The 20,724-nt window shown below is 68.4% G+C and carries 17 protein-coding genes; 12 read left to right on the top strand and 5 right to left on the bottom strand.

Annotation, left to right across the window (positions count from 1 at the left end; genetic code table 11):
* Nucleotides 1-97: 97 nt before the first annotated feature.
* Nucleotides 98-1,486 (top strand): class II 3-deoxy-7-phosphoheptulonate synthase, encoded by a 1,389-nt coding sequence (locus B4U45_RS02810; protein WP_075548788.1) that lies wholly within the window; start codon nucleotides 98-100, stop codon nucleotides 1,484-1,486.
* A gap of 94 nt (nucleotides 1,487-1,580) precedes the next feature.
* Here B4U45_RS02810 and B4U45_RS02805 read toward each other — a convergent pair whose 3' ends face one another.
* Complete coding sequence (locus B4U45_RS02805; protein ID WP_116671287.1) at nucleotides 1,581-2,834, bottom strand: protein kinase domain-containing protein; 1,254 nt, start codon at nucleotides 2,832-2,834, stop codon at nucleotides 1,581-1,583.
* A 252-nt stretch (nucleotides 2,835-3,086) separates the two neighbouring features.
* On the opposite strand from B4U45_RS02805, the gene B4U45_RS02800 reads away from it, so the two are divergent.
* Nucleotides 3,087-3,491, top strand: coding sequence for an Rv2175c family DNA-binding protein (locus B4U45_RS02800; RefSeq protein ID WP_075548789.1), 405 nt, complete (start codon nucleotides 3,087-3,089; stop codon nucleotides 3,489-3,491).
* An 18-nt stretch (nucleotides 3,492-3,509) separates the two neighbouring features.
* On the opposite strand, the gene B4U45_RS02795 is transcribed toward B4U45_RS02800, so the two are convergent.
* Nucleotides 3,510-5,051 (bottom strand): alpha-(1->6)-mannopyranosyltransferase A, encoded by a 1,542-nt coding sequence (locus tag B4U45_RS02795; protein ID WP_075548790.1) that lies wholly within the window; start codon nucleotides 5,049-5,051, stop codon nucleotides 3,510-3,512.
* 4 nt (nucleotides 5,052-5,055) lie between these two features.
* The gene (idsA2, locus tag B4U45_RS02790; RefSeq protein ID WP_075548791.1) at nucleotides 5,056-6,114 is read right to left on the bottom strand and encodes a bifunctional (2E,6E)-farnesyl/geranyl diphosphate synthase; all 1,059 of its coding nucleotides are present in this window, start codon (nucleotides 6,112-6,114) and stop codon (nucleotides 5,056-5,058) included.
* A 297-nt stretch (nucleotides 6,115-6,411) separates the two neighbouring features.
* Here idsA2 and B4U45_RS02785 point away from each other — a divergent pair, with 297 nt between their 5' ends.
* Nucleotides 6,412-7,308, top strand: a complete 897-nt coding sequence (locus B4U45_RS02785) for a mycobacterial-type methylenetetrahydrofolate reductase (RefSeq protein WP_075548792.1) — start codon at nucleotides 6,412-6,414, stop codon at nucleotides 7,306-7,308.
* Nucleotides 7,309-7,356: 48 nt separating this feature from the next.
* On the opposite strand, the gene lppM is transcribed toward B4U45_RS02785, so the two are convergent.
* Nucleotides 7,357-8,043, bottom strand: coding sequence for a lipoprotein LppM (lppM, locus tag B4U45_RS02780; RefSeq protein ID WP_089025192.1), 687 nt, complete (start codon nucleotides 8,041-8,043; stop codon nucleotides 7,357-7,359).
* 97 nt (nucleotides 8,044-8,140) lie between these two features.
* Nucleotides 8,141-8,779 carry a GNAT family N-acetyltransferase gene (locus B4U45_RS02775; RefSeq protein WP_075548793.1) on the bottom strand — a complete coding sequence of 213 codons (639 nt, stop codon included), beginning with the start codon at nucleotides 8,777-8,779 and terminating at the stop codon, nucleotides 8,141-8,143.
* Between the two features lie 317 nt (nucleotides 8,780-9,096).
* Between B4U45_RS02775 and B4U45_RS02770 the strand changes: the two genes are divergently transcribed.
* The 9 genes from B4U45_RS02770 (at nucleotide 9,097) to mraY (ending at nucleotide 20,723) form a co-directional block, all read left to right on the top strand.
* Nucleotides 9,097-9,501 carry a DUF3040 domain-containing protein gene (locus tag B4U45_RS02770; protein WP_075548794.1) on the top strand — a complete coding sequence of 135 codons (405 nt, stop codon included), beginning with the start codon at nucleotides 9,097-9,099 and terminating at the stop codon, nucleotides 9,499-9,501.
* Nucleotides 9,502-9,874: 373 nt separating this feature from the next.
* Nucleotides 9,875-10,306: a division/cell wall cluster transcriptional repressor MraZ gene (gene mraZ / locus B4U45_RS02765; protein ID WP_075548795.1), complete on the top strand. Its 432-nt coding sequence runs from the start codon at nucleotides 9,875-9,877 to the stop codon at nucleotides 10,304-10,306.
* A gap of 1 nt (nucleotide 10,307) precedes the next feature.
* A complete protein-coding gene (gene rsmH / locus B4U45_RS02760; RefSeq protein ID WP_099225298.1) occupies nucleotides 10,308-11,486 on the top strand; it encodes a 16S rRNA (cytosine(1402)-N(4))-methyltransferase RsmH in 1,179 nt (392 codons plus the stop codon).
* Entirely contained in the window at nucleotides 11,483-12,760 is a 1,278-nt protein-coding gene (gene ftsL / locus B4U45_RS02755) for a cell division protein FtsL (RefSeq protein ID WP_075548797.1), read from the top strand. The genes rsmH and ftsL overlap by 4 nt, the downstream gene beginning before the upstream one ends.
* Nucleotides 12,761-12,909: 149 nt before the next feature.
* Nucleotides 12,910-14,826: a peptidoglycan D,D-transpeptidase FtsI family protein gene (locus B4U45_RS02750; RefSeq protein ID WP_240316660.1), complete on the top strand. Its 1,917-nt coding sequence runs from the start codon at nucleotides 12,910-12,912 to the stop codon at nucleotides 14,824-14,826.
* Between the two features lie 83 nt (nucleotides 14,827-14,909).
* On the top strand, nucleotides 14,910-16,181 hold the full coding sequence (locus B4U45_RS02745; RefSeq protein WP_219859311.1) for a PE family protein: 1,272 nt from the start codon (nucleotides 14,910-14,912) through the stop codon (nucleotides 16,179-16,181).
* Nucleotides 16,182-16,510: 329 nt separating this feature from the next.
* Entirely contained in the window at nucleotides 16,511-18,097 is a 1,587-nt protein-coding gene (locus B4U45_RS02740) for a UDP-N-acetylmuramoyl-L-alanyl-D-glutamate--2,6-diaminopimelate ligase (RefSeq protein ID WP_075549089.1), read from the top strand.
* Nucleotides 18,094-19,647 (top strand): UDP-N-acetylmuramoyl-tripeptide--D-alanyl-D-alanine ligase, encoded by a 1,554-nt coding sequence (locus B4U45_RS02735; RefSeq protein ID WP_083155593.1) that lies wholly within the window; start codon nucleotides 18,094-18,096, stop codon nucleotides 19,645-19,647. Before B4U45_RS02740 ends, B4U45_RS02735 begins: the two co-directional genes overlap by 4 nt.
* A complete protein-coding gene (gene mraY, locus B4U45_RS02730) occupies nucleotides 19,644-20,723 on the top strand; it encodes a phospho-N-acetylmuramoyl-pentapeptide-transferase (RefSeq protein WP_075549091.1) in 1,080 nt (359 codons plus the stop codon). Before B4U45_RS02735 ends, mraY begins: the two co-directional genes overlap by 4 nt.
* The last annotated feature ends 1 nt before the right edge of the window (nucleotide 20,724 follow it).

Genomic DNA, 20,724 nt, shown 5'->3' with positions numbered 1-20,724 from the left:
AGCGGGCCGGACCGGCGACCAGACCCGTCGGGACGACAGGATTGACAGCGACGTTCGCGCTGATCAGCGCAAGCCTCAACCCGGTTACCATGTACCGATGAACTGGACCGTCGATATTCCGATCGACCAGCTGCCGCCGTTGCCGCCGCTGCCCGCCGACTTGCGCACCCGACTGGACTCCGCGCTGGCCAAGCCCGCCGCCCAGCAGCCCAGCTGGCCCGCGGACCAGGCGTTGGCGATGCGCACCGTGCTCGAAAGCGTTCCGCCGGTGACGGTGCCGTCCGAGATCGTCCGCCTGCAGGAACAGCTGGCACAGGTCGCCAAGGGTGAGGCATTCCTGTTGCAAGGCGGTGACTGCGCGGAGACGTTTGTCGACAACACCGAACCCCACATCCGCGGCAACATCCGCGCGCTGCTGCAGATGGCCGTGGTGCTGACGTACGGCGCCAGCATGCCGGTGGTGAAGGTGGCCCGCATCGCCGGTCAGTACGCCAAACCGCGGTCGGCCGATATCGATGCTTTGGGCTTGAAGTCTTATCGCGGCGACATGATCAACGGCTTCGCCCCGGACGCGGCGGTGCGCGAGCACGACCCGTCGCGGTTGGTCCGGGCCTACGCCAACGCCAGTGCGGCGATGAACCTGGTGCGAGCGTTGACGTCGTCGGGCCTGGCGTCGCTGCACCTGGTCCACGACTGGAACCGGGAATTCGTCCGGACCTCGCCGGCCGGCGCTCGTTACGAGGCGCTGGCCACCGAGATCGATCGGGGCCTGCGGTTCATGAGCGCCTGCGGGGTTGCCGACCGCAATCTGCAGACCGCCGAGATCTATGCCAGCCATGAGGCATTGGTGCTCGACTACGAGCGGGCCATGCTGCGGCTGTCCGAAGGGGAGGATGGCGAACCGCAACTGTATGACTTGTCGGCGCACACCGTGTGGATCGGCGAGCGGACCAGGCAACTCGACGGCGCGCACATCGCGTTCGCCGAGGTGATCGCCAACCCGATCGGGGTCAAGATCGGCCCCACGATGACACCCGAGTTGGCAGTCGAGTATGTCGAGCGGCTCGACCCGCACAACAAGCCGGGCCGGCTGACGCTGGTCAGCAGGCTGGGCAACAACAAGGTCCGTGACCTGCTGCCGCGGATCATCGAGAAGGTGCAGGCCACCGGTCACCAGGTGATCTGGCAGTGTGACCCGATGCACGGCAACACCCATGAGTCCTCCACCGGGTACAAGACCCGTCACTTCGATCGCGTCGTCGACGAAGTGCAGGGCTTTTTCGAGGTGCATCGCGCTCTGGGCACCCACCCCGGCGGCATCCATGTCGAGATCACCGGTGAAGACGTCACCGAATGTCTCGGTGGCGCACAAGACATTTCGGAGAGCGATCTGGCCGGCCGGTACGAGACCGCGTGTGATCCGCGGCTCAACACCCAGCAATCGCTGGAACTGGCCTTCCTGGTGGCCGAGATGCTGCGCGACTAGGTCGGCGAGCAGACGCAAAATTCGGTGAAGCACGGGGGTTTTCGAGTATTTTGCGTCTGCTCGCAAGCGGGAGGCGGGGCCAACTCGCGGTCCGTTACAGCAGTCCGCCCAGATTGCTGCCGATTGTCCAGGCCGCGGTCGCGACCAGCCCGGTGATCGCGAGCACCACCGCCACCCAGATCAGCACCATGCGGCGGGCATGCTGTCGCGCCCAGATGAATTCGTCCATCGAGATGCCGGCGAATTGCCCTGACAGAGGCTGGTATTCATATTCTTCCGGTTCGGTATCCGGGCGGGCCGCCGATACCGGCTCGGCCCAGCCACGCGGTTCTCGGGTCAGTTCGCGCGTGGGGTGGCGAACCGGTGGCCGCGGCTGCTGGTCGATCCGGCTGCGCTGCAGCACGGCCGACCGGTGCTGGGCCGAGAACTGCGGCGCGGGCACCCGAAAGTCCGGGAGTGCCAGTTCCTCGGCGATCGACTCGAGATCGGCGCCCATCTCGATGGCGTCGGCGTACCTCTCGGCAGGGTCACGGCACGTCGCGCAGGCCACGAATTCATCGAATTGCGTTGGCACACCATCGATTACAGAGCTAGGTGGCGGCACGTCGCGGTCCAACCGCTGATAGGCGATCGACAATGCCGAGTCGCCGCTGAACGGCGTGTGTCCGGTCAGCAACTCGTAGGTGAGAATTCCGGCCGAGTAGACATCGCCGCGGGGGCCGGCCTGGCCGTCGCGCACCTGCTCGGGAGACAAGTACGCCGCGGTTCCCAAAATGACGCTGGCCGAGGTGATTCCAGCGGCCGCGACGGCCCGGACCAGTCCGAAATCCGCGATCTTGACCTCGCCGTCATCGGAGATCAACACGTTTTCGGGCTTGACATCGCGGTGCACCAGGCCGGCCCGATGCGCGGCTGCCAGCCCGCCCAACACCGGGCGCAGCACGGCCGCCACGGCATGCGGGGGCATCGGTCCTCGTTCGGCCAGCAGTTCGCGCAGCGTCCCGCCTTCGACGAGTTCCATCACCAGAAACGGGTGCCGGGCATCCAGCCCCTGGTCATACACCGCAACCAGACCGGGGTGCTTCAACCGGGCGACCGTGCGGGCCTCGAGTTGGAAGCGGGTGAGAAACTGTTCGTCGCCCGCATAGCGGGAGTCCATCACCTTCAGGGCGACGGGGCGGTCCAGCCGGACGTCGAGACCGCGGTAGACCGTCGAGGTCCCGCCGCTGGCGATCTTGGCCTGGACCAGGTAGCGGCCGTCCAGCAGCGTGCTGTCCAACGGATCCGAAGTGCCGGCGTCGGCTCGGTGACGATGCGGGCCGGCACGGCCCGAGAAGGAGCCGGGCATTTCAGCGTCGGCTCGGTGACGATGCGGGCCGGCACGGCCCGAGAAGGAGCCGGGCATTTCAGCGTCGGCTCGGTGACGATGCGGGCCGGCACGGCCCGAGAAGGAGCCGGGCATTTCAGCGTCGGCTCGGTGACGATGCGGGCCGGCACGGCCCGAGAAGGAGCCGGGCATTTCAGCTTCAGCCACGGGGCCATCGTAGGTGGCGGGGCGAATCGGATGAGACAATGTTGCACCAAGCTCTACACTTGCGCCGTGGGCAGCATTCCGGCCGGCGATGACGTTCTGGATCCCAACGAGCCAACCTACGACCTGCCCCGGGTCGCCGAACTTCTCGGTGTGCCGATCAGCAAGGTGCACCAGCAGTTGCGCGAAGGTCACCTGGTCGCGGTGCGGCGTGCCGGCGGCGTAGTGGTGCCGCAAGTGTTCTTCACCAATTCCGGTCAGGTGGTCAAGAGTCTGCCGGGCCTGTTAACGATCCTGCACGACGGCGGCTATCGCGATACCGAGATCGTGCGCTGGCTGTTCACCCCCGATCCGTCGCTGACCATTACCCGCGACGGCTCACGCGATGTCGTGAGCAATGCTCGCCCGGTCGATGCGCTTCACGCCCACCAGGCGCGCGAAGTCGTGCGTCGCGCCCAGGCGATGGCCTATTGAACGGGCCCATTGAGGGGCTTATTGAACGGGTTCCGTTGCGTCCCTTGGGGCAGCCGGCTCCGGCACCCGGTATAGCGAATACCAGGCCAGCAGCGCGAACGCGGTCGCCAGCCCGACGTGCAGCCAGGAATACATGCCGTGTGATCCGTCGGGTTTGAAGATCACCATGATCCAGGTCGAGAACCCGGCGATAGCCGCGATTGCCGGCCGTGACTGGGCCAGTGGTGCCACTATCGCCAGCGGCCAGGAGTAGTACCACGGCAGGGCGGCGGGGACGAACAACACCACGATCAGCATCGACCAGGCGATGCCGGCCAGCACCGCCCGGTCGTCGCGCCGAAACCGCCACCACAGCAGCGGCAGCGACACCGCGATGATCAGAATTCCGATGAACCTGGTGATCCGCAGCAAGGTGTAGAAATCGACGGTGAAGAAGTTTCTACCCAGAGCGTGGATCAGGTTCGCCGCTCCGGTCGGCACGGTCAACCAGTTGATGATCTTCACCGAGCCCGCCAGCGCGGTGAGCCACCCCAATCCGACGCCGGCCACCGCGGACAGCACCGCGAACACCGCCACGAATATCAGCAGCGACGCTGCGGCGGCGGCCAGGAACGCCTGAACCGACCGGTACCCCCGGTCGTCGCGCAGATGCCGCATCCAGACCCAGAACAGGAACGGCAGCGCCAGCCCGGCTGTGGCTTTGACCGCGATCGCCACCGAGATCAGCGTGATGCCCACGACATGGCGTCGCTGCATGGTGAGCGCGATGCCGGCGGCCATCAGGCCGACCATCAGCATCTCGTTGTGCACTCCACCCATCAGATGGATGAGCACCAGCGGGTTGAGCACGCAGGTCCACAGCGCGGTGGCGCCGTCGGCGCCGAGGTGTCGTGCCAGGCGTGGGGCCGCCCAAATCAACAGCGCCAGCCCGGGCAGCATGCACAAGCGCAACAGCATGGTCCCGGTGACCACGTTGTTGCCGACGATGATCGTGACGAGCTTGGCCACCAGAATGAACGCCGGACCGTAGGGGGCGGTAGTGATCGTCCAGATCGGGCTCACGTCGTCCAGCAACGCATTCGGGTTACCCACGGGCCCCACTGCATAGGGATCCAGGCCGTCGCGCAACAGTGCGCCCTGCGCCAGGTAGGAGTAGGTGTCCCGGCTGAAGACCGGCACCGACAGCAGCAGTGGCGCCAGCCAGAATGCGGTGGTGGCCCGCATGATGAACTCGGTTGCTTGGCCGGCGAGGACCTGCCGGCCCAGCCACAGCCACGCGATCAGCATCAGGCCCACGCCCGACCACAACACGATCGACGACAGCACCAGCCCGTGGCCGAAGCGCAGCCACGACATGTGAAGCGTCTCCAACAGCGGGTCGTGCTGGCGGGTGCTGCCGGCCCCCAACCCTCCCGCGGTGATCAGCACGGCCCCCAGGAAACCCAGCCAGGCGGGTTTGGCCTGCGGAGTGCCGGCGAATGCGAAAAATCGTGAAATGCGTTGGCTCACTGACAGTTTCGTTGCCAAGTCAGCTTCCGGCAGGGGCGTCGCGCTGGTCATCGGTTCAGGCCGACCGGTCCGTGGCCGTCCGGGCCAACTGCGACAATCCGGCCTTGGCTTGTGCGTTGATGGGTGCGGACGCGAGTGTCGCCAGCGCCCGTTGGGTGAGCTCGGTGATCCGATTCTCGGCCGCTGCCAAAGCGCCGACCCCCGCGATGACCTCACGCAGCTCGCGCACCTGCACGTCGGTCAGCTCGGTGCCGATCGAGTTACGCAACAGGCTGGCCGCCCGCGGGTCGGACTTCTCCGCGAGCTCGGCGGCCTCGGCTATCAGCACTGTGCGCTTTCCGGACCGCAGGTCGTCGCCGGACGGCTTGCCGGTGACCGCGGGGTCTCCGAACACTCCGAGCAGGTCGTCGCGCAGCTGAAACGCCACCCCGAGGTCCGTCCCGAACTGATGAAACGCGGCAGCGACGTCGGGTCTGTCGGCAGCCGCGGCCACCCCCAGTTGCAGCGGCCGAGACACCGTGTAGCAGGCGGTTTTGAACGTGGCAACCGTCATCGCCGAGGCGATCGAGTTCGCGGCGCTGGCCTCGGCGACGATGTCGAGGTATTGCCCGCCCAGCACCTCGGTGCGGATGCCGGACCATACCCGCCGCACCCGGCGCGCAGCGTCGGGCGGCAGGCTGGTCTGGCCCACCTCGGAGACGATGTCGTCGGCCCAGGCCTGTGCCACGTCGCCGAGCAGTATCGCCGCCGAGGTGCCGAACTGGTGCGCCGGGCCGAGCCAGTTGCGCTCCCGGTGCAGCGCGGCGAAATGCACATGGGCCGTCGGCCGGCCTCGACGGGTCGAGGAGGCGTCGATCACGTCATCGTGTATCAGGGCCCAGGCGTGCAACAGTTCCAAGGCGGAAAACAACCGCAGGATCTCGGGGCCGGGCTCCTCGGTTGTCACGGCGTGCCAGCCCCAGTATGCGAAGACCGGGCGTAGCCGTTTGCCCCCGCGCAGCGCAAAGTCTTCAAGCCAGGCCGTCAAGGCGTCGTAGTCGCTGCCGATATAGGCCGCCTCGCGTCGACGGTCGTGCAGATACCGTCGTAGCTGGTCGGTGATGGCGCCGCCCAAGTCGGTTGCCGATGCTTCGACGCTCAGCGCGGCGCCCCTTTCTGCTCGGCACGTTCCTGGCCCGACAGTGTATTCGGCCGCGGTGACATGGGCGGGTATTGCCTCCTTCGGGCGGCCGGATGCCTTCGGGCTGGACGCCGTCGCTTCGACTGATTCGCCAAGCCACCCCTATGCTGTCGTGATGGCCCCGTGATGAGGCCGGTGGGGGTGTGCGCGGCGTGGCGCGCTGTGAGCAGTAGTCGTCTGAGGAATCTGAGGATCTAAGGAATCTAAGGAATCTGAGAAAGAGGGTGCCGTGTGACGCTCAATACCATCGCGCTCGAGCTGGTACCTCCGAACGTGGACGGGGGCCACGAACGGGCCCTGGAAGATGCGCACAAATTGCTGCGGTACTCGGCCGAATCGGGCCTCGACGGCCGAATCCGCCACGTAATGATCCCGGGGATGATCGCCGAGGACGACGATCGGCCGGTCCCGATGCAGCCCAAGCTCGACGTCCTGGACTTCTGGTCGATCATCAGACCGGAGCTGCCGTCGATCAGCGGCCTGTGCACGCAGGTCACCGCCTTCATGGACGAGTCGTCGCTGCGTGGCAGGCTCGCCGAGCTGTGTGCCGCCGGGATGGAGGGCGTCGTGTTCGTCGGGGTGCCGCGCACGATGAACGACGGCGAGGGCTCCGGCGTCGCACCGACCGACGCGTTGTCGATCTACCGGGAGCTGGTGGCCAACCGTGGTGTGATCGTAATTCCCACCCGAGACGGCGAGCAGGGTCGGCTGAATTTCAAATGCAATCAGGGCGCGACCTATGGCATGACGCAGTTGTTGTATTCCGACGCGATCGTGGGTTTCCTGACCGAGTTCGCCGCGGCGGCCGACCACCGACCCGAGATCCTGCTGTCGTTCGGGTTTGTCCCCAAGGTCGAGGCTCGCGTCGGCTTGATCAACTGGTTGATCCAGGACCCCGGCAACGCGGCCGTGGCCGAGGAGCAGGAGTTCGTCCAGAAGCTGGCCGCCAGCGAACCCGCCCAGAAGCGCCGATTGATGGTTGAGCTCTATCAACGCGTGCTAGACGGTGTCGTGGACCTAGGCTTTCCGCTGAGCATCCATTTCGAGGCAACCTACGGCCTTTCCGCGCCGGCTTTCGAGACCTTCGCCGAGATGTTGGACTACTGGGCGCCCGACAAGCAGGGCTAACCACGGGCTAACCAGGACAAACCGATCCCGGTGAGCGACCCGATCCGGTTACTTCGGCGGCAGGTCGCCCGCGGCCGTGAGCCGTGGGGAGCGGTCCCGGCTGATCCAGGCCAGCAGCGCGACCACGCCCGCGGCCAGCAACGACCCGATGCCCAGCCAGATGCCGGCCGCGGTGAATGACCGGGTGTTGGGATCGGTATAGCGGGCCTGGGCATTCATGGTGCTCACCACGCCCGGTTTGAGCTTCCACTGCACCACTTCGGGCTCGATGCGGTCTCCATTGGTGGAGGTCACGGTTCCGGGAAAGGCGACGGTCAGCTCGACGTCGGCGTCGGCGTCGGTGACTGAGGTCAGATCTACCCGGCCTTCTAGAATCACCAGGTTGCCGTTGCGCCGCAGCGACAGGTTCACCCCGGCCGCGTCGGAGTTCATGTTGGCCAGCTGTGGCAACTCGGCGAACGTCAAATCGGAAAACACCGCCTGCGACCCCACGTAGCCGTCGCTGTCGTAGTTGGAGACAGCCACTTTCTGGCTGAATGCCAAGTTGTTGCTATCGAGTTGAGGGCCGGCATCTTTGTTGTTCTTCGGCTTTGCCGCGGCGATGATCTCGCCGGACACCAGGTCGTCGGGTGAGATGGTGATCGACGCTCGGACGCGCAGGCATCCGGTGGCCAGGGGCACCAGCATCAACAGCATCGCGATGGCCAGCATGCGGCGCCGTCGGGTCACGGTCACGTGAGATTTGCGGGCTGAGAGCGAGGGAGAGCTGGCGCGCACCAGGTCATCGTGCCAGACCCGGTGTGCCGCTTGGGCAAGCCGTCCGCAGTCGGGCCTACAGCGGTAGCGCGCGGCCCAGGACCGCGAAGGCGCGGGGGTCGCCGGCGAAGTAGTAGCCGCGGATGATGTCGGCGAAGCCCAGCCGCCGGTACAACCGCCACGCCCGGTTGGCCTCGCCATTGTTCTCCGGAGTGGACAGTAGGACGTGGTCTTCCTGCCGACCGGCGAGTAGCCGGCGGACCAGTGCCTCGCCGAGGCCATGGCCCTGGGCGCGCGGCTGGATATGCAATTCCGTCAACTCGAAATAGCTAGTCATCACCCGCGAGATCGCCTGCGGCGGAAAACCACTGCGCTGCAGCCCGAGGACGACTTGCTGCTGCCACCACTGCCCGGGGGCGCCGGGGTAGCCGTAGGCGACGCCCACCATCGGTGCGTTGTTCAGATCGCCGGCCGCCGCCGCCCGGGTGTCGGGATCGGCTCTCACGATTTCGGACGGATCGGTCCCGCCCGGGTCCGCTACGTCGACGGCGGCGACGGCCTTCCAGCCTGGCCGGCGGATGTGTTCCAGCCACATGGCGGCGCGCTGGTTCTCGGTGCCTCTGGGGTAGCGCATCGCGTCGACGTAGACGGTCAAGGCCTCCCTGAGGCGGCGCTCCATCTCGCTCGGGGCCAGATCGATAAGGAAAATCGTCAACTGCCCTCCTCACGGTGATCCGGTGCGGTGCCGTGCCTGCCTTAGCACCAGTATCGGACGACTGCCGTCGCGGTTGGCCGAGCGGTCGACATGCGCACCGGCAGGAAGCGATATGAAGCGATGCGGAGTTTGTGACCGGTTGCACCGCATCAGGTGTCGGGCGCATTCGTGTGCCGGGGTGCGGCCGGGATAGAATCGCCGGCGAATCAGTGGTACGGCTGGGATTGACCTCGTATCATCTGAGTTAGTTGCCCCCACAACGGGCATCCGCGTTGCTACCGGTAGTTACGTGACAGTCTGTCGGCAAGGAGGGACGAATGCCACTCTCCGATCATGAGCAGCGGATGCTTGAGCAGATCGAGAGCGCGCTCTACGCCGAAGACCCTAAGTTCGCGTCGAGTGTTCGTGGTGGGGGCTTCCGCGCACCCACGGCACGGCGGCGCTTGCAGGGTGCGGCGTTGTTCGTTATCGGCCTGGCGATGCTGGTTTCCGGGGTGGCGTTCAAGGCCACGATGATCGGCAGCTTCCCGATCCTCAGTGTCTTCGGTTTTGTGGTGATGTTCGGCGGCGTGGTGTATGCCGTCACCGGGCCGCGGTTGTCAGGGCGGCTGGACCACTCTCGGCCGGCGTCCGGGGGGTCGCGCCAGCGTCGCAGTAAAGGCGCCGGCGGCTCATTCACCAGCCGGATGGAGGATCGGTTCCGGCGCCGCTTCGACGAGTAGGCGAACGAACGTAGACCTTACGGGGCAGCCACCTGCTGCCCCGTTTTCGTGCGCACCCGATATCCCGCGCCGGCGCTCGCGGTTACGTCGGGGAATCCACACCGAAACCCAGTCGTGAGCTAGCGGCCTTCGCCATGCCCCACCACGCCCCACTTGGCGCCCAATTCCCCTCACTGGGCCGTCTGAAATGCGGTTTTAGCACGACCCGTGAGCTGGATGGCGAGATGCGGGGTGATCTAGAGGTGACCCGGCGCCGCAGATTCTTGGGGAAACATCGCGGCGACACCCCATCAATGGGGCAAAGTGGGGGATTATGGGGTATGGTGGCTGAAGTGTTTGGGTGAGCGAGCGGCTCTAGGTGGGAGGTGGCCTAGTGTTTCTCGGCACCTACACGCCCAAACTCGACGACAAGGGGCGGCTGACGCTGCCGGCAAAGTTTCGCGACGCGTTGGCAGGGGGGTTGATGGTCACCAAAAGCCAAGATCACAGCCTCGCCGTCTACCCGAGAGCGGAGTTCGAGCAGCTGGCGCGCCGGGCGAGCAAGGCGCCGCGAAGCAACCCCGAAGCACGGGCGTTCCTGCGCAACCTTGCCGCCGGCACCGACGAGCAGCACCCCGACGGCCAGGGCCGGATCACGCTATCGGCCGACCATCGCCGCTACGCGGGTCTTTCCAAGGACTGCGTGGTGATCGGCGCGGTCGACTACCTCGAGATCTGGGACGCCCAAGCTTGGCACGACTACCAGCAACTCCATGAAGAGAACTTCTCCGCGGCCAGCGATGAAGCACTCGGCGACATCTTCTGAGGTGCGTGTCCGTGCACCGTGGTCTCTGCCCGAACCGACCCTGGCGTACTTCCCCGACGCCAGGTTCGCGACTTCGGACAGGGACCTCGGTGCAGGGACGCCACCGTGGCCAGACTGGTGGACAGGCCGGTATTGCCCCACCCGGGGAGGTGTCACGGTGGCTGATGGCCCAAGGGATTTCGGTCATGTACCCGTCCTGGCGCGCCGCTGTGTCGAGCTGCTCGCTCCGGCGCTGACCCGGCAGCACCCAGACGGCTCCGGGGCGATTCTGGTCGATGCGACCCTCGGCGCGGGCGGGCACGCGGAACGGTTTCTCCACGAGTTGCCGGGGCTGCGGCTCATCGGGCTGGATCGCGACCCGAGCGCCCTGGACATTGCCCGGGATCGGTTGGCGCCCTTCGCTGAGCGGATCACGCTGGTACACACCCGCTACGACGGCCTTGCGCCGGCACTGGCCGAGTTAGGTTATGGCACAGTCGAATCGGTCGACGGGGTGCTGTTCGATCTGGGCGTCTCGTCCATGCAGCTCGACCGTGCCGATCGCGGCTTCGCCTATGCCAAGGATGCTCCGCTGGACATGCGGATGGACCCGGCCACACCGCTGACCGCGGCCGACATCGTCAACACCTACGACGAGGCCGCGCTGGCCGATATCCTGCAGCGCTACGGTGAAGAGCGGTTTGCCCGCCGCATTGCCGGGCGGATCGTCCGGCAGCGCGCCCACACGCCGTTCACGTCGACCTCCGAGCTGGTTGCCGTTGTCTACCAGGCGATTCCGGCTGCGGCCCGGCGCACCGGCGGACATCCGGCCAAACGCACCTTCCAGGCGCTGCGCATCGCGGTCAACGAGGAGCTGGATTCGCTGCGCGGCGCGGTTCCCGCTGCGATGGCCGCACTCCGGGTTGGCGGACGCATCGTGGTGATGGCCTACCAGTCGCTGGAGGACCGGATCGTCAAGCGCGTGTTCGCCGACGCGGTCGTCTCCAGAACTCCGATCGGGCTTCCGGTCGAGCTTCCCGGCCACGGACCGCGGTTCCGGTCGCTGACCCACGGCGCCGAACGGGCGGATGCGGCCGAAATGGAACGCAACCCACGCAGCGCCGCGGTGCGGCTGCGGGCGTTGCAACGCATTGACCACGAGGCGGAACCGCAGCATGCGACCGGGAAGGGCGATTCATGACGGCGAAGCGCGAAGCTCGGGTGCCGGGGAGCCGCCGTGGTAGCGATCGTCGTGGTGGAGGCGATCGTTCCGCTGCCACCAACCGGCACACGGCGGCCGACTCGGCGTCGCGTCGCTCCCGAGCGGGTAAGTCCACGGCGCCGCACCGCGAGGCGCGGATGCCGAAGTCGGGACCGCAGACCAGTCCGATGCCCCGGCCCGTCGACCGTCCGGCCCGGCCCATGAACACCAGTCAGGCCAAAGCTCGGGCCAAGGCCCGAAAAGCCAAGGCGCCCAAGGTAGTACGACCTAAATTGAGCGAGCGGTTGGCCGTCCGGCTGGCATCGGTCGACCTGCGCCCCCAGACCTTGCTGAGCAAGGTCCCGTTTGTGGTCTTGGTGATCGGGTCGCTCGGTGTCGGGCTGGCCCTCACGTTGTGGCTGTCGACCGACGCCGCCGAGCGCTCGTATCAGCTAAGCCACGCTCGGGAGCGGACGCGGATCTTGCAGCAGCAAAAGGAGGCACTGGAGCGCGATGTTCGTGAGGCCGGGTCTGCGCCGGCGCTGGCAGAGGCGGCGCGCAAGCAGGGCATGATTCCGACGAGGGACACCGCCCACTTGGTTCAGGCGCCCGACGGCAATTGGGTGGTGGTGGGAACCCCCAAACCTGCTGACGGTGTTCCGCCGCCCCCGCTGAACACGAAACTGCCGGAAGAAGGTCCGCCGCCGCCTCCCAAACCGCCGGTGGTTCCCCCGGAGGTTCCGGTTCGGGTCCTGCCGGGTCCCGATGACTCGGCACCGCCTGCCCGGTCCGGTCCGCAGTTGCTGCCCCGCACTCCCGACGGCGCATCGACGCTGGGCGCCGACAGCAACCACCTGCCGGGCCAGCTGCCGGGAGTGCCGGGATCGGCTGCGGTACCGGGCCAGTCGCCGGGAGTGCCAGGATCGGTTGCGGTACCGGGCCAGGCGCCGGGCGTGCCGGGCCAGCTCCCGCCGCAGCTTCAGCCGCCGGCACCCGTCGGCTCGGCGCCCGCCGCCCCGCTGCAGCTGCCCGGTCAAGTACCAGCCCCGGTACCAGCAGAAGTACCGATACCACTGCAATCGGGCACCGCGCCGCCGGTGCTTGGCGCACCGCCGGCTCCTGCGGCCCCCGTGACTCCGGCACCTCCAGCAGCGCCCGCGCCCCCGGTCAGCGTGCATGCAGCGCAGCCGGTTCCACCACCGGCGCCGTCCAACGGCGAACAGTTCGTCCCGGTGACTCCCACGGTGCCGGCGGCGCCCGGGGGGCCGCGGTGAGCCGCGGGGGGCGCATTCGCCCGACGCCAGCGGCGGGTGGTCCGCGAAAACGACGGCAGTCCCAGGACCCGCGGCAGCCGAAGCGGTCCAAGAAGCCGTCCAAGAAGCTCGGTGATCACCGGGTCAACGAGGCCCCAGCGCCCGAGCGGCTGCGGAAAGCCAAGGAAACCAAGAAAACCCGCGTCCCGGTGCGCGCCGAAACAGCCCCACCCGGCCGGCCGGCGGGGCAACGGCGGACCCGTCAGGCAGTGGAAGTGGCGACCCGCGGTGCGTCGTTCGTCTTCCGGCATCGGGCCGGCAACGCCGTGATTTTCGCGTTGATGTTGGTTGCTGCGACCCAGCTGTTCTACCTGCAGGTGTCCAATGCCGCGGACCTGCGCGCCCAGGCGGCCGGCCAGCTCAAGGTCACCGACGTCGAACCGGCGGTTCGCGGCGCCATCGTCGACCGGCACAACGACCGGCTGGCGTTCACCATCCAGGCGCGTGCGTTGACCTTCCAGCCCAAGAGGGTCCGCCAGCAGCTGGAGGAGGCCAAGAAGAAGTCCCCCGCGGCCCCGGACCCGCAGCAGCGGCTCAAGGACATTGCCAGGGAGATCGCGGGCAAGCTGAACAACAAGCCCGACGCCGCAACGCTGCTGAAGAAGCTGCAGAGCAACGATGCGTTCGTGTATCTGGCACGTGCCGTCGATCCCGCGATCGCCAGCGCCATCTCCGAGAAGTACCCCGAGGTGGGCTCCGAGCGGCAGGATCTGCGCCAGTACCCCGGCGGATCGCTGGCCGCCAACATCGTCGGCGGGATCGATTGGGATGGTCACGGTCTGCTGGGTCTGGAGGACTCCATGGATGCGGTGCTGGCCGGAACCGACGGCTCGGTCACCTACGACCGCGGTTCGGACGGCGTGGTCATCCCCGGCAGCTACCGCAATCGGCACAAGGCGGTTCACGGTTCCACCGTCCAACTCACCCTCGACAACGACATCCAGTTCTACGTGCAGCAGCAGGTGCAGCAGGCCAGGAACCTGTCCGGAGCCCACAACGTCTCGGCCGTGGTACTGGATGCCAAGACCGGCGAAGTGCTCGCCATGGCCAACGACAACACCTTCGACCCGTCCCAGGACATCGGGCGCCAGGGCGACAAGCAGTTGGGCAACCCGGCGGTGTCGTCACCCTTCGAACCGGGATCGGTGAACAAGGTGATCACCGCGTCGTCGGTCATCGAGTACGGGCTTTCCAACCCCGACGAGGTGCTGCAGGTACCGGGCACGATCGAGATGGGCGGGGTCAGCGTGCACGACGCCTGGGAGCACGGCGTGATGCCCTACACCACGACCGGCGTGTTCGGTAAGTCGTCGAATGTCGGCACGCTGATGCTGGCGCAACGGGTGGGCCCGGAGCGTTTCTACGACATGGTCCGCAAATTCGGACTGGGTCAGCGCACCGGTGTGGGGCTGCCCGGTGAGAGCGCCGGGCTGGTGCCGCCGATCGACCAGTGGTCGGGCAGCACCTTCTCGAATCTGCCTATTGGCCAAGGTCTTTCGATGACTCTGTTGCAGATGGCCGGCATGTATCAGGCCATCGCCAACGACGGGGTGCGGATACCTCCCCGGATCATCAAGGCGACCATCGCGGCCGACGGCACCCGTACCGAGGAGCCGCGTCCCGACGGCGTCCGGGTGGTGTCGACGCAGACGGCCCAGACCGTGCGCCAGATGTTGCGCGCCGTCGTTCAGCACGACCCGATGGGCTACCAGCAGGGCACCGGCCCGGCGGCGGCGGTGCCCGGTTACCAGATGGCCGGCAAGACCGGCACCGCACAGCAGATCAACCCCGCCTGCGGCTGCTACTTCGACAACGTCTACTGGATCACCTTCGCCGGGATGGCCACTGTCGACAATCCCCGTTACGTGATCGGGCTGATGATGGACAACCCGGAGCGCAACGCCGACGGCAGCCCGGGCCACTCGGCGGCCCCGCTGTTCCACAACATCGCCGGCTGGCTGATGCAACGCGAAAACGTGCCGCTGTCACCCGACCCGGGGCCGCCGCTGGTCTTGCAGGCCACCTGAGCCCAGCCGCGTCCGCCCAAAGCGCCCGACGGGGCGTACGGATCGCGATACGATCCGTTTGCTGACCCGTGGGGAGGTACCCGATGTCGTTGGTCGTCACGACCCCTTCGCAGCTGTCGGCCGCGGCCACGGAGTTGACGGGCATCGGGTCCACCATCACCGCGGCGAGTGCGGTTGCGGCGGCGCCCACGACGAACGTGTTGGCCGCTGCCGCCGACGAGATCTCCACCGCCCTTGCGGCCTTGTTCGGCGCTCATGGCGACGCTTTTCAGGCCCTCAGCGCGCGGGCGGCCCTCTTTCACGACCAGTTCGTGCTTGCCCTGAACGCGGCTGCCAGCTCGTATGCCGGTGTCGAGGCGATAGGCGCGGCAGCGCTGCAGTCGCCGATCGCGGGCCTGTTGGATGTGGTCAACGCTCCCACCCTGGCTCTGTGGGGTCGGCCGTTGATCGGTGACGGGGCGAACGGGGCTTCGGGACGGGACGGTGGCGCCGGCGGTTTGCTGTTGGGCAACGGCGGCGACGGCGGCCCGGGGAACGGCAGTCATCCCGCCGGTGGCAACGGCGGTGCCTCTGGGCTGATCGGCAACGGCGGAGCCGGCGGCGTGGGCGCCAACACCGGGGCCGGCGGCCGGGGCGGCGACGGCGGGTGGCTTTTCGGCAGCGGCGGGGCCGGCGGTGCGGGTGGGGCGGGTACCTCAACCGGAGTGGCCGGTGTCGGTGGCAATGGCGGCAACGCCTGGCTGTGGGGACACGGCGGTGCCGGCGGCAACGGCGGCAGTGCCGGTCTTGGCGTCCCCACCGCGGGCGCGGCCGGTGGCGGCGGCGGGCATGGGGGCCTCCTGAGCGGTAACGGCGGCGCCGGTGGAGACGGCGGGTCGAGCGGACGGTCGTTCACCGCGGGCGTAACCGGTGGCGCCGGGGGCGCTGGCGGCGCCGCAGGCTGGTTGTTCGGCACCGGTGGCGCCGGCGGTGACGGTGGTCACGGAGGCGACGGCGGAAACGGCACCGTCGCAGGTGGGCAGGGCGGGGCCGGTGCCGGAGGCGGCCGCGGTGGGTTCTTGTGGGGCAGCGGTGGCATCGGCGGGACGGGCGGAAACGGCGCCGGGGGCTCGGTGGGCGGGATCGGCGGCGTGGGCGGCACCGGCGGGGACGCCGGGCTGATCGGCAATGGGGCGGCCGGTGGGGCCGGCGGGACCGGCGGCCTGAGCGCGATTACGGGCGTTCGCGCGGGCGGCGGAGGCGGCGGCAACGGCGGCAGTGCCGTGTTGTGGGGGACCGGCGGTGCCGGTGGCCGGGGCGGTGCGGGCGTTCCGGCCGGCGCCGACGGGACCGCCGGGCGCGGCGGGCTGCTCTAGCGCGTGCTCGGCGGGCACGCGCGATACGAAGGCCCGTCGGCCGGCACTTGCCCGATCGAGGCGGTCCCGGCGGGTTGGTGTCCGCAATGGGAGGTCGGCAGGTTGGTACCGGATCCGACGGTTGTGGGATGTCCGCCGGGCACGGCTGATCCCGGGCGCGGCAACCGCGGCGGCACTGACCTGGCATCACCGCAGATCGACGCGAGCCGGGCGGCTGCGGTCGTCCGATGCAGGCGCGGCTGCACAGGGTGGGCGGGCGCGTCTAGGTAGGGTGTCAACGCCGACCATGGCGATCTCTCAACATCTGCGGTCGGACGGAGGTGGTGCCAATGGCGGAGTCGATGCCCAACGGGTTACGCCCTCGTACCGTCGCGGGGGTCAAACTGGCTGTACTGGCGGCGCAGACCGGAGCTGTACCAGACACCAGCGCGGATTACCCCGAAACCTTCCCGGATGTGCACGTCACCGGCGTGACGCTGCGTGCCCAGGACGTCCAGCCGGGTGACCTGTTCGCGGCCCTGTCTGGCTCGACCACACACGGCGCCCGCCATGCCGGCGATGCCATCGAGCGTGGGGCGGTCGCGGTGCTCACCGACGCCGACGGGCTCGCCGCCATGGGTGCCCACGCGGCGAAAGTGCCGGTCTTAGTGCATCCGGCACCGCGCAGCGTGCTCGGGGAGCTGGCCGCCACCGTGTACGGCCGCCCGTCCGAGCGGCTCACGGTCATCGGCATCACCGGAACGTCGGGCAAAACCACCACCACCTATCTGGTGGAGGCCGGTTTACGGGCCGGCGGCCGGGTCGCCGGGCTGATCGGCACTATCGGCATCCGCATCGACGGCGCCGACATCCCGAGTGCGCTGACCACACCGGAGGCGCCCGCCTTACAGGCCGTGCTTGCGGAGATGTCCGAACGCGGCGTGGACACCGTGGTCATGGAGGTGTCCAGTCACGCGCTGGCTCTGGGCCGGGTGGACGGCACCCGATTCGCCGTCGGCGGCTTCACCAACTTGTCGCGTGACCATCTGGACTTTCACCCCACCATGGAGGACTACTTCGAGGCCAAGGCGCTGCTGTTCGACCCGGCCTCGGCGCTGCGCGCCGGCACCGCCGTGGTGTGCGTCGATGACGACGCCGGGCGCGCGATGGCCGAGCGAGCCGGGACCGCGATCACCGTGAGTGCGCGGGATCGGGCCGCGCACTGGTGCGCCGTCGACGTGGTGCCGATGGGAGCGGCCGGACAGGAATTCACCGCCGTTGACCCGGCCGGCGTCCAGCACCGGGTGCGCATCGGCTTGCCGGGCGGCTACAACATCGCTAATTGCCTTCTCGCACTGGCGATTTTGGACAGTATCGGGGTTTCGCCGGAACAGGCTGCGCCGGGACTGCGGCAGGCCCGGGTCCCCGGACGCCTGGAACAGGTGGACCGCGGTCAGGATTTCCTGGCACTCGTCGACTACGCGCACAAGCCGGGGGCTTTGCGGGCGGTGTTGACCACGCTGGCGAGCCCGGACCGCCGGCTGGCGGTGGTGTTCGGCGCCGGTGGCGAGCGTGACCCGGGAAAGCGCGCCCCGATGGGTGCCGTCGCCGCGGAGCTGGCCGACCTGGTCGTCGTCACCGACGACAACCCGCGCGGCGAGGATCCCGCGGCGATCCGCCGGGAGATCCTTGCCGGCGCGGCGGCGGTTGGTGGCACCGCGGAAGTGGTCGAGGTCGCCGACCGACGCGGCGCGATCCGGCACGCGGTCGGCTGGGCGCACCCCGGGGACGTGGTCGTGGTCGCCGGCAAGGGCCATGAAACCGGCCAGCGCGGCGCCGGGGAGGTCCGCCCGTTCGACGACCGGGTGGAACTGGCCGAGGCGTTGACCGCTCGCGAGACCGGCGGGCTGCCTGGACCCGGGCGGACACGCCCATGATCGACCTGACCGTGGCTCAGATCGCCGACATCGTCGGCGGCACGCTGGCCGATATCTCGCCGCAGGACGCCGCACAACGCCGCGTCACCGGGACCGTCGAGTTCGACTCGCGCGCGGTCGGCCCCGGCGGATTGTTTCTGGCGCTGCCGGGCGCGCATGTCGACGGACACGACTATGCGGCGTCGGCGGCAGCGGCCGGGGCGGTTGCCGTGCTGGCCGCCCGGCCGGTCGGTGTTCCGGCCATCGTGGTGGCGCCGGAGCGGTCCCCGGCCGAGGGCGCGCTGGCCGGAGTGCTCGAGCACGACGCCGACGGGTCGGGCGCGGCCGTCCTGGCCGCGCTGGCGAAACTGGCCAAGGCGGTAGCCGCGGAACTGGTCGCGGACGGGCTGACCATCATCGGGATCACCGGTTCGTCGGGCAAGACGTCGACCAAGGATCTGGTGGCCGCGGTGCTGCAGCCGCTGGGTGTGGTGGTTGCCCCGCCCGGATCCTTCAACAACGAGCTGGGTCATCCCTGGACCGTGCTGCGCGCCGGCCGCGACACCGACTACCTGATTCTGGAGATGTCGGCCCGCCACCCCGGCAACATCGCCGCGCTGGCCGAGATCGCGACCCCGGCCGTCGGGGTGGTGCTCAACGTCGGCACCGCACACCTGGGCGAGTTCGGCTCCCGCGAGGCCATAGCGCGAACGAAATCGGAACTGCCGCAGGCTGTTCCACAATCCGGGGTGGTCGTCCTCAATGCCGACGACCCGGCCGTGGCGGCGATGGCCGAGGTGACCGCGGCCCGGGTGGTGCGGGTCAGCCGCGGCAGCGCTGGCGATGTCTGGGCCGGGCCGGTGTCGCTGGACGAGCTGGCCAGGCCGCAGTTCACCGTGCACGCCGGCGCCACCCAGGCCGAAGTCCGACTGGGCGTCTACGGCGACCATCAGGTCAGCAATGCCTTGTGCGCGGCCGCCGTCGCGCTGGAATGCGGTGCCACCCTTGATCAGGTGGCAACCGCGCTTGGCGGCGCCGGTCCGGTGTCGCGGCATCGGATGCAGGTAACCACCCGCACCGACGGGGTGACGGTCATCGACGACGCCTACAACGCCAACCCCGACTCCATGCGGGCCGGTCTGCAGGCACTGGCCTGGATCGCCCACGGCGGCTCCGGCGCCGGGTCCGAACCCGTCAACAGGCGCAGTTGGGCGGTTTTGGGGGAGATGGCTGAACTCGGCGCGGACGCCATAGCCGAGCATGACCGCGTCGGCCGGCTCGCGGTGCGTTTAGATGTGTCTCGACTCGTCGTCGTGGGAACCGGGAGGTCGCTGAGCGCCATGCACCACGGTGCGGTCCTGGAAGGGGCGTGGGGAGCTGGGGCTGACAGAGGGGCCGTCAACGTCGCCGACGCCGACGCCGCGCTGGCACTGTTGCGCGCCGAAGTCCAACCCGGGGATGTGATCCTGGTCAAGGCGTCGAACTCGGCACGCTTGGGAGCGCTGGCCGACGCGCTGGTCTCGGACGACCCAGCTGGGGGCGCCGACAACCGCGGGAGCGCACGCCCATGAGACAGATCCTGATCGCCGTCGCCATCGCGCTGGCGGTTTCCATCCTGCTCACCCCGGCGCTGATCCGGCTGTTCACCAAACAGGGCTTCGGTCACCACACCCGCGACGACGGCCCACCCAGCCACCACAGCAAACGCGGCACGCCGTCGATGGGCGGTGTGGCGATTCTGGCCGGCATGTGGGCGGGCTACTTCGGCACCCACCTCGCCGGCCTTGCGTTCGACGGCGAGGGCATCTCCGCGTCGGGTTTGCTGGTGCTCGGCCTGGCCACCGCGCTGGGCGGGGTCGGATTCCTCGACGACATGATCAAGATCCGCAGGTCACGCAACCTCGGGCTGAACAAGACCGCCAAGACCGTCGGGCAAATCACCTCCGCCGTGCTGTTCGCCGTGCTGGTGCTGCAGTTCCGCAATCCGGCCGGCATCACGCCGGGCAGCGCGCAGCTGTCCTACGTACGTGAGATCGCCACGGTCACGCTGGCTCCGGCACTGTTCGTGCTGTTTTGCGTGGTCGTGGTCAGCGCCTGGTCGAACGCGGTCAACTTCACCGACGGCCTGGACGGGCTGGCCGCCGGCTGCATGGCGATGGTCACCGGCGCCTACGTGCTGATCACCTTCTGGCAATACCGCAACGCGTGCGTCACCGCGCCCGGGCTGGGCTGCTACAACGTGCGGGACCCGCTTGATCTGGCGCTCATCGCCGCCGCGACCGCCGGCGCCTGCATCGGCTTTTTGTGGTGGAACGCCGCACCCGCGAAGATCTTCATGGGCGACACCGGCTCCTTGGCATTGGGCGGTGTGATCGCCGGGCTGTCGATCACCAGCCGCACCGAGTTGCTGGCGGTGGTGCTGGGCTCGCTGTTCGTCGCCGAGATCACCTCGGTGGTGCTACAGATTCTGACGTTCCGTACGACCGGGCGCCGGGTGTTCCGGATGGCGCCCTTCCACCACCATTTCGAGTTGGTCGGCTGGGCCGAAACCACGGTGATCATCCGTTTCTGGCTGCTCACCGCCATCAGCTGTGGACTGGGTGTGGCCTTGTTCTACGGTGAATATCTGGCCGCGATCGGTGCCTGAC

This window comes from Mycobacterium persicum (assembly GCF_002086915.1).
In the GTDB taxonomy this organism is placed as follows: domain Bacteria; phylum Actinomycetota; class Actinomycetes; order Mycobacteriales; family Mycobacteriaceae; genus Mycobacterium; species Mycobacterium persicum.
This window is presented reverse-complemented; position numbering and strand designations above follow the sequence as displayed.

Coding starts and splice junctions, on each gene's coding strand:
- B4U45_RS02735 (WP_083155593.1), top strand. CDS start 18,094: ATGATCGACCTGACCGTGGCTCAGATCGCCGACATCGTCGGCGGCACG.
- ftsL (WP_075548797.1), top strand. CDS start 11,483: ATGACGGCGAAGCGCGAAGCTCGGGTGCCGGGGAGCCGCCGTGGTAGC.
- B4U45_RS02740 (WP_075549089.1), top strand. CDS start 16,511: ATGGCGGAGTCGATGCCCAACGGGTTACGCCCTCGTACCGTCGCGGGG.
- mraY (WP_075549091.1), top strand. CDS start 19,644: ATGAGACAGATCCTGATCGCCGTCGCCATCGCGCTGGCGGTTTCCATC.
- B4U45_RS02810 (WP_075548788.1), top strand. CDS start 98: ATGAACTGGACCGTCGATATTCCGATCGACCAGCTGCCGCCGTTGCCG.
- B4U45_RS02745 (WP_219859311.1), top strand. CDS start 14,910: ATGTCGTTGGTCGTCACGACCCCTTCGCAGCTGTCGGCCGCGGCCACG.
- B4U45_RS02770 (WP_075548794.1), top strand. CDS start 9,097: ATGCCACTCTCCGATCATGAGCAGCGGATGCTTGAGCAGATCGAGAGC.
- B4U45_RS02795 (WP_075548790.1), bottom strand. CDS start 5,051: ATGACCAGCGCGACGCCCCTGCCGGAAGCTGACTTGGCAACGAAACTG.
- B4U45_RS02805 (WP_116671287.1), bottom strand. CDS start 2,834: ATGCCCGGCTCCTTCTCGGGCCGTGCCGGCCCGCATCGTCACCGAGCC.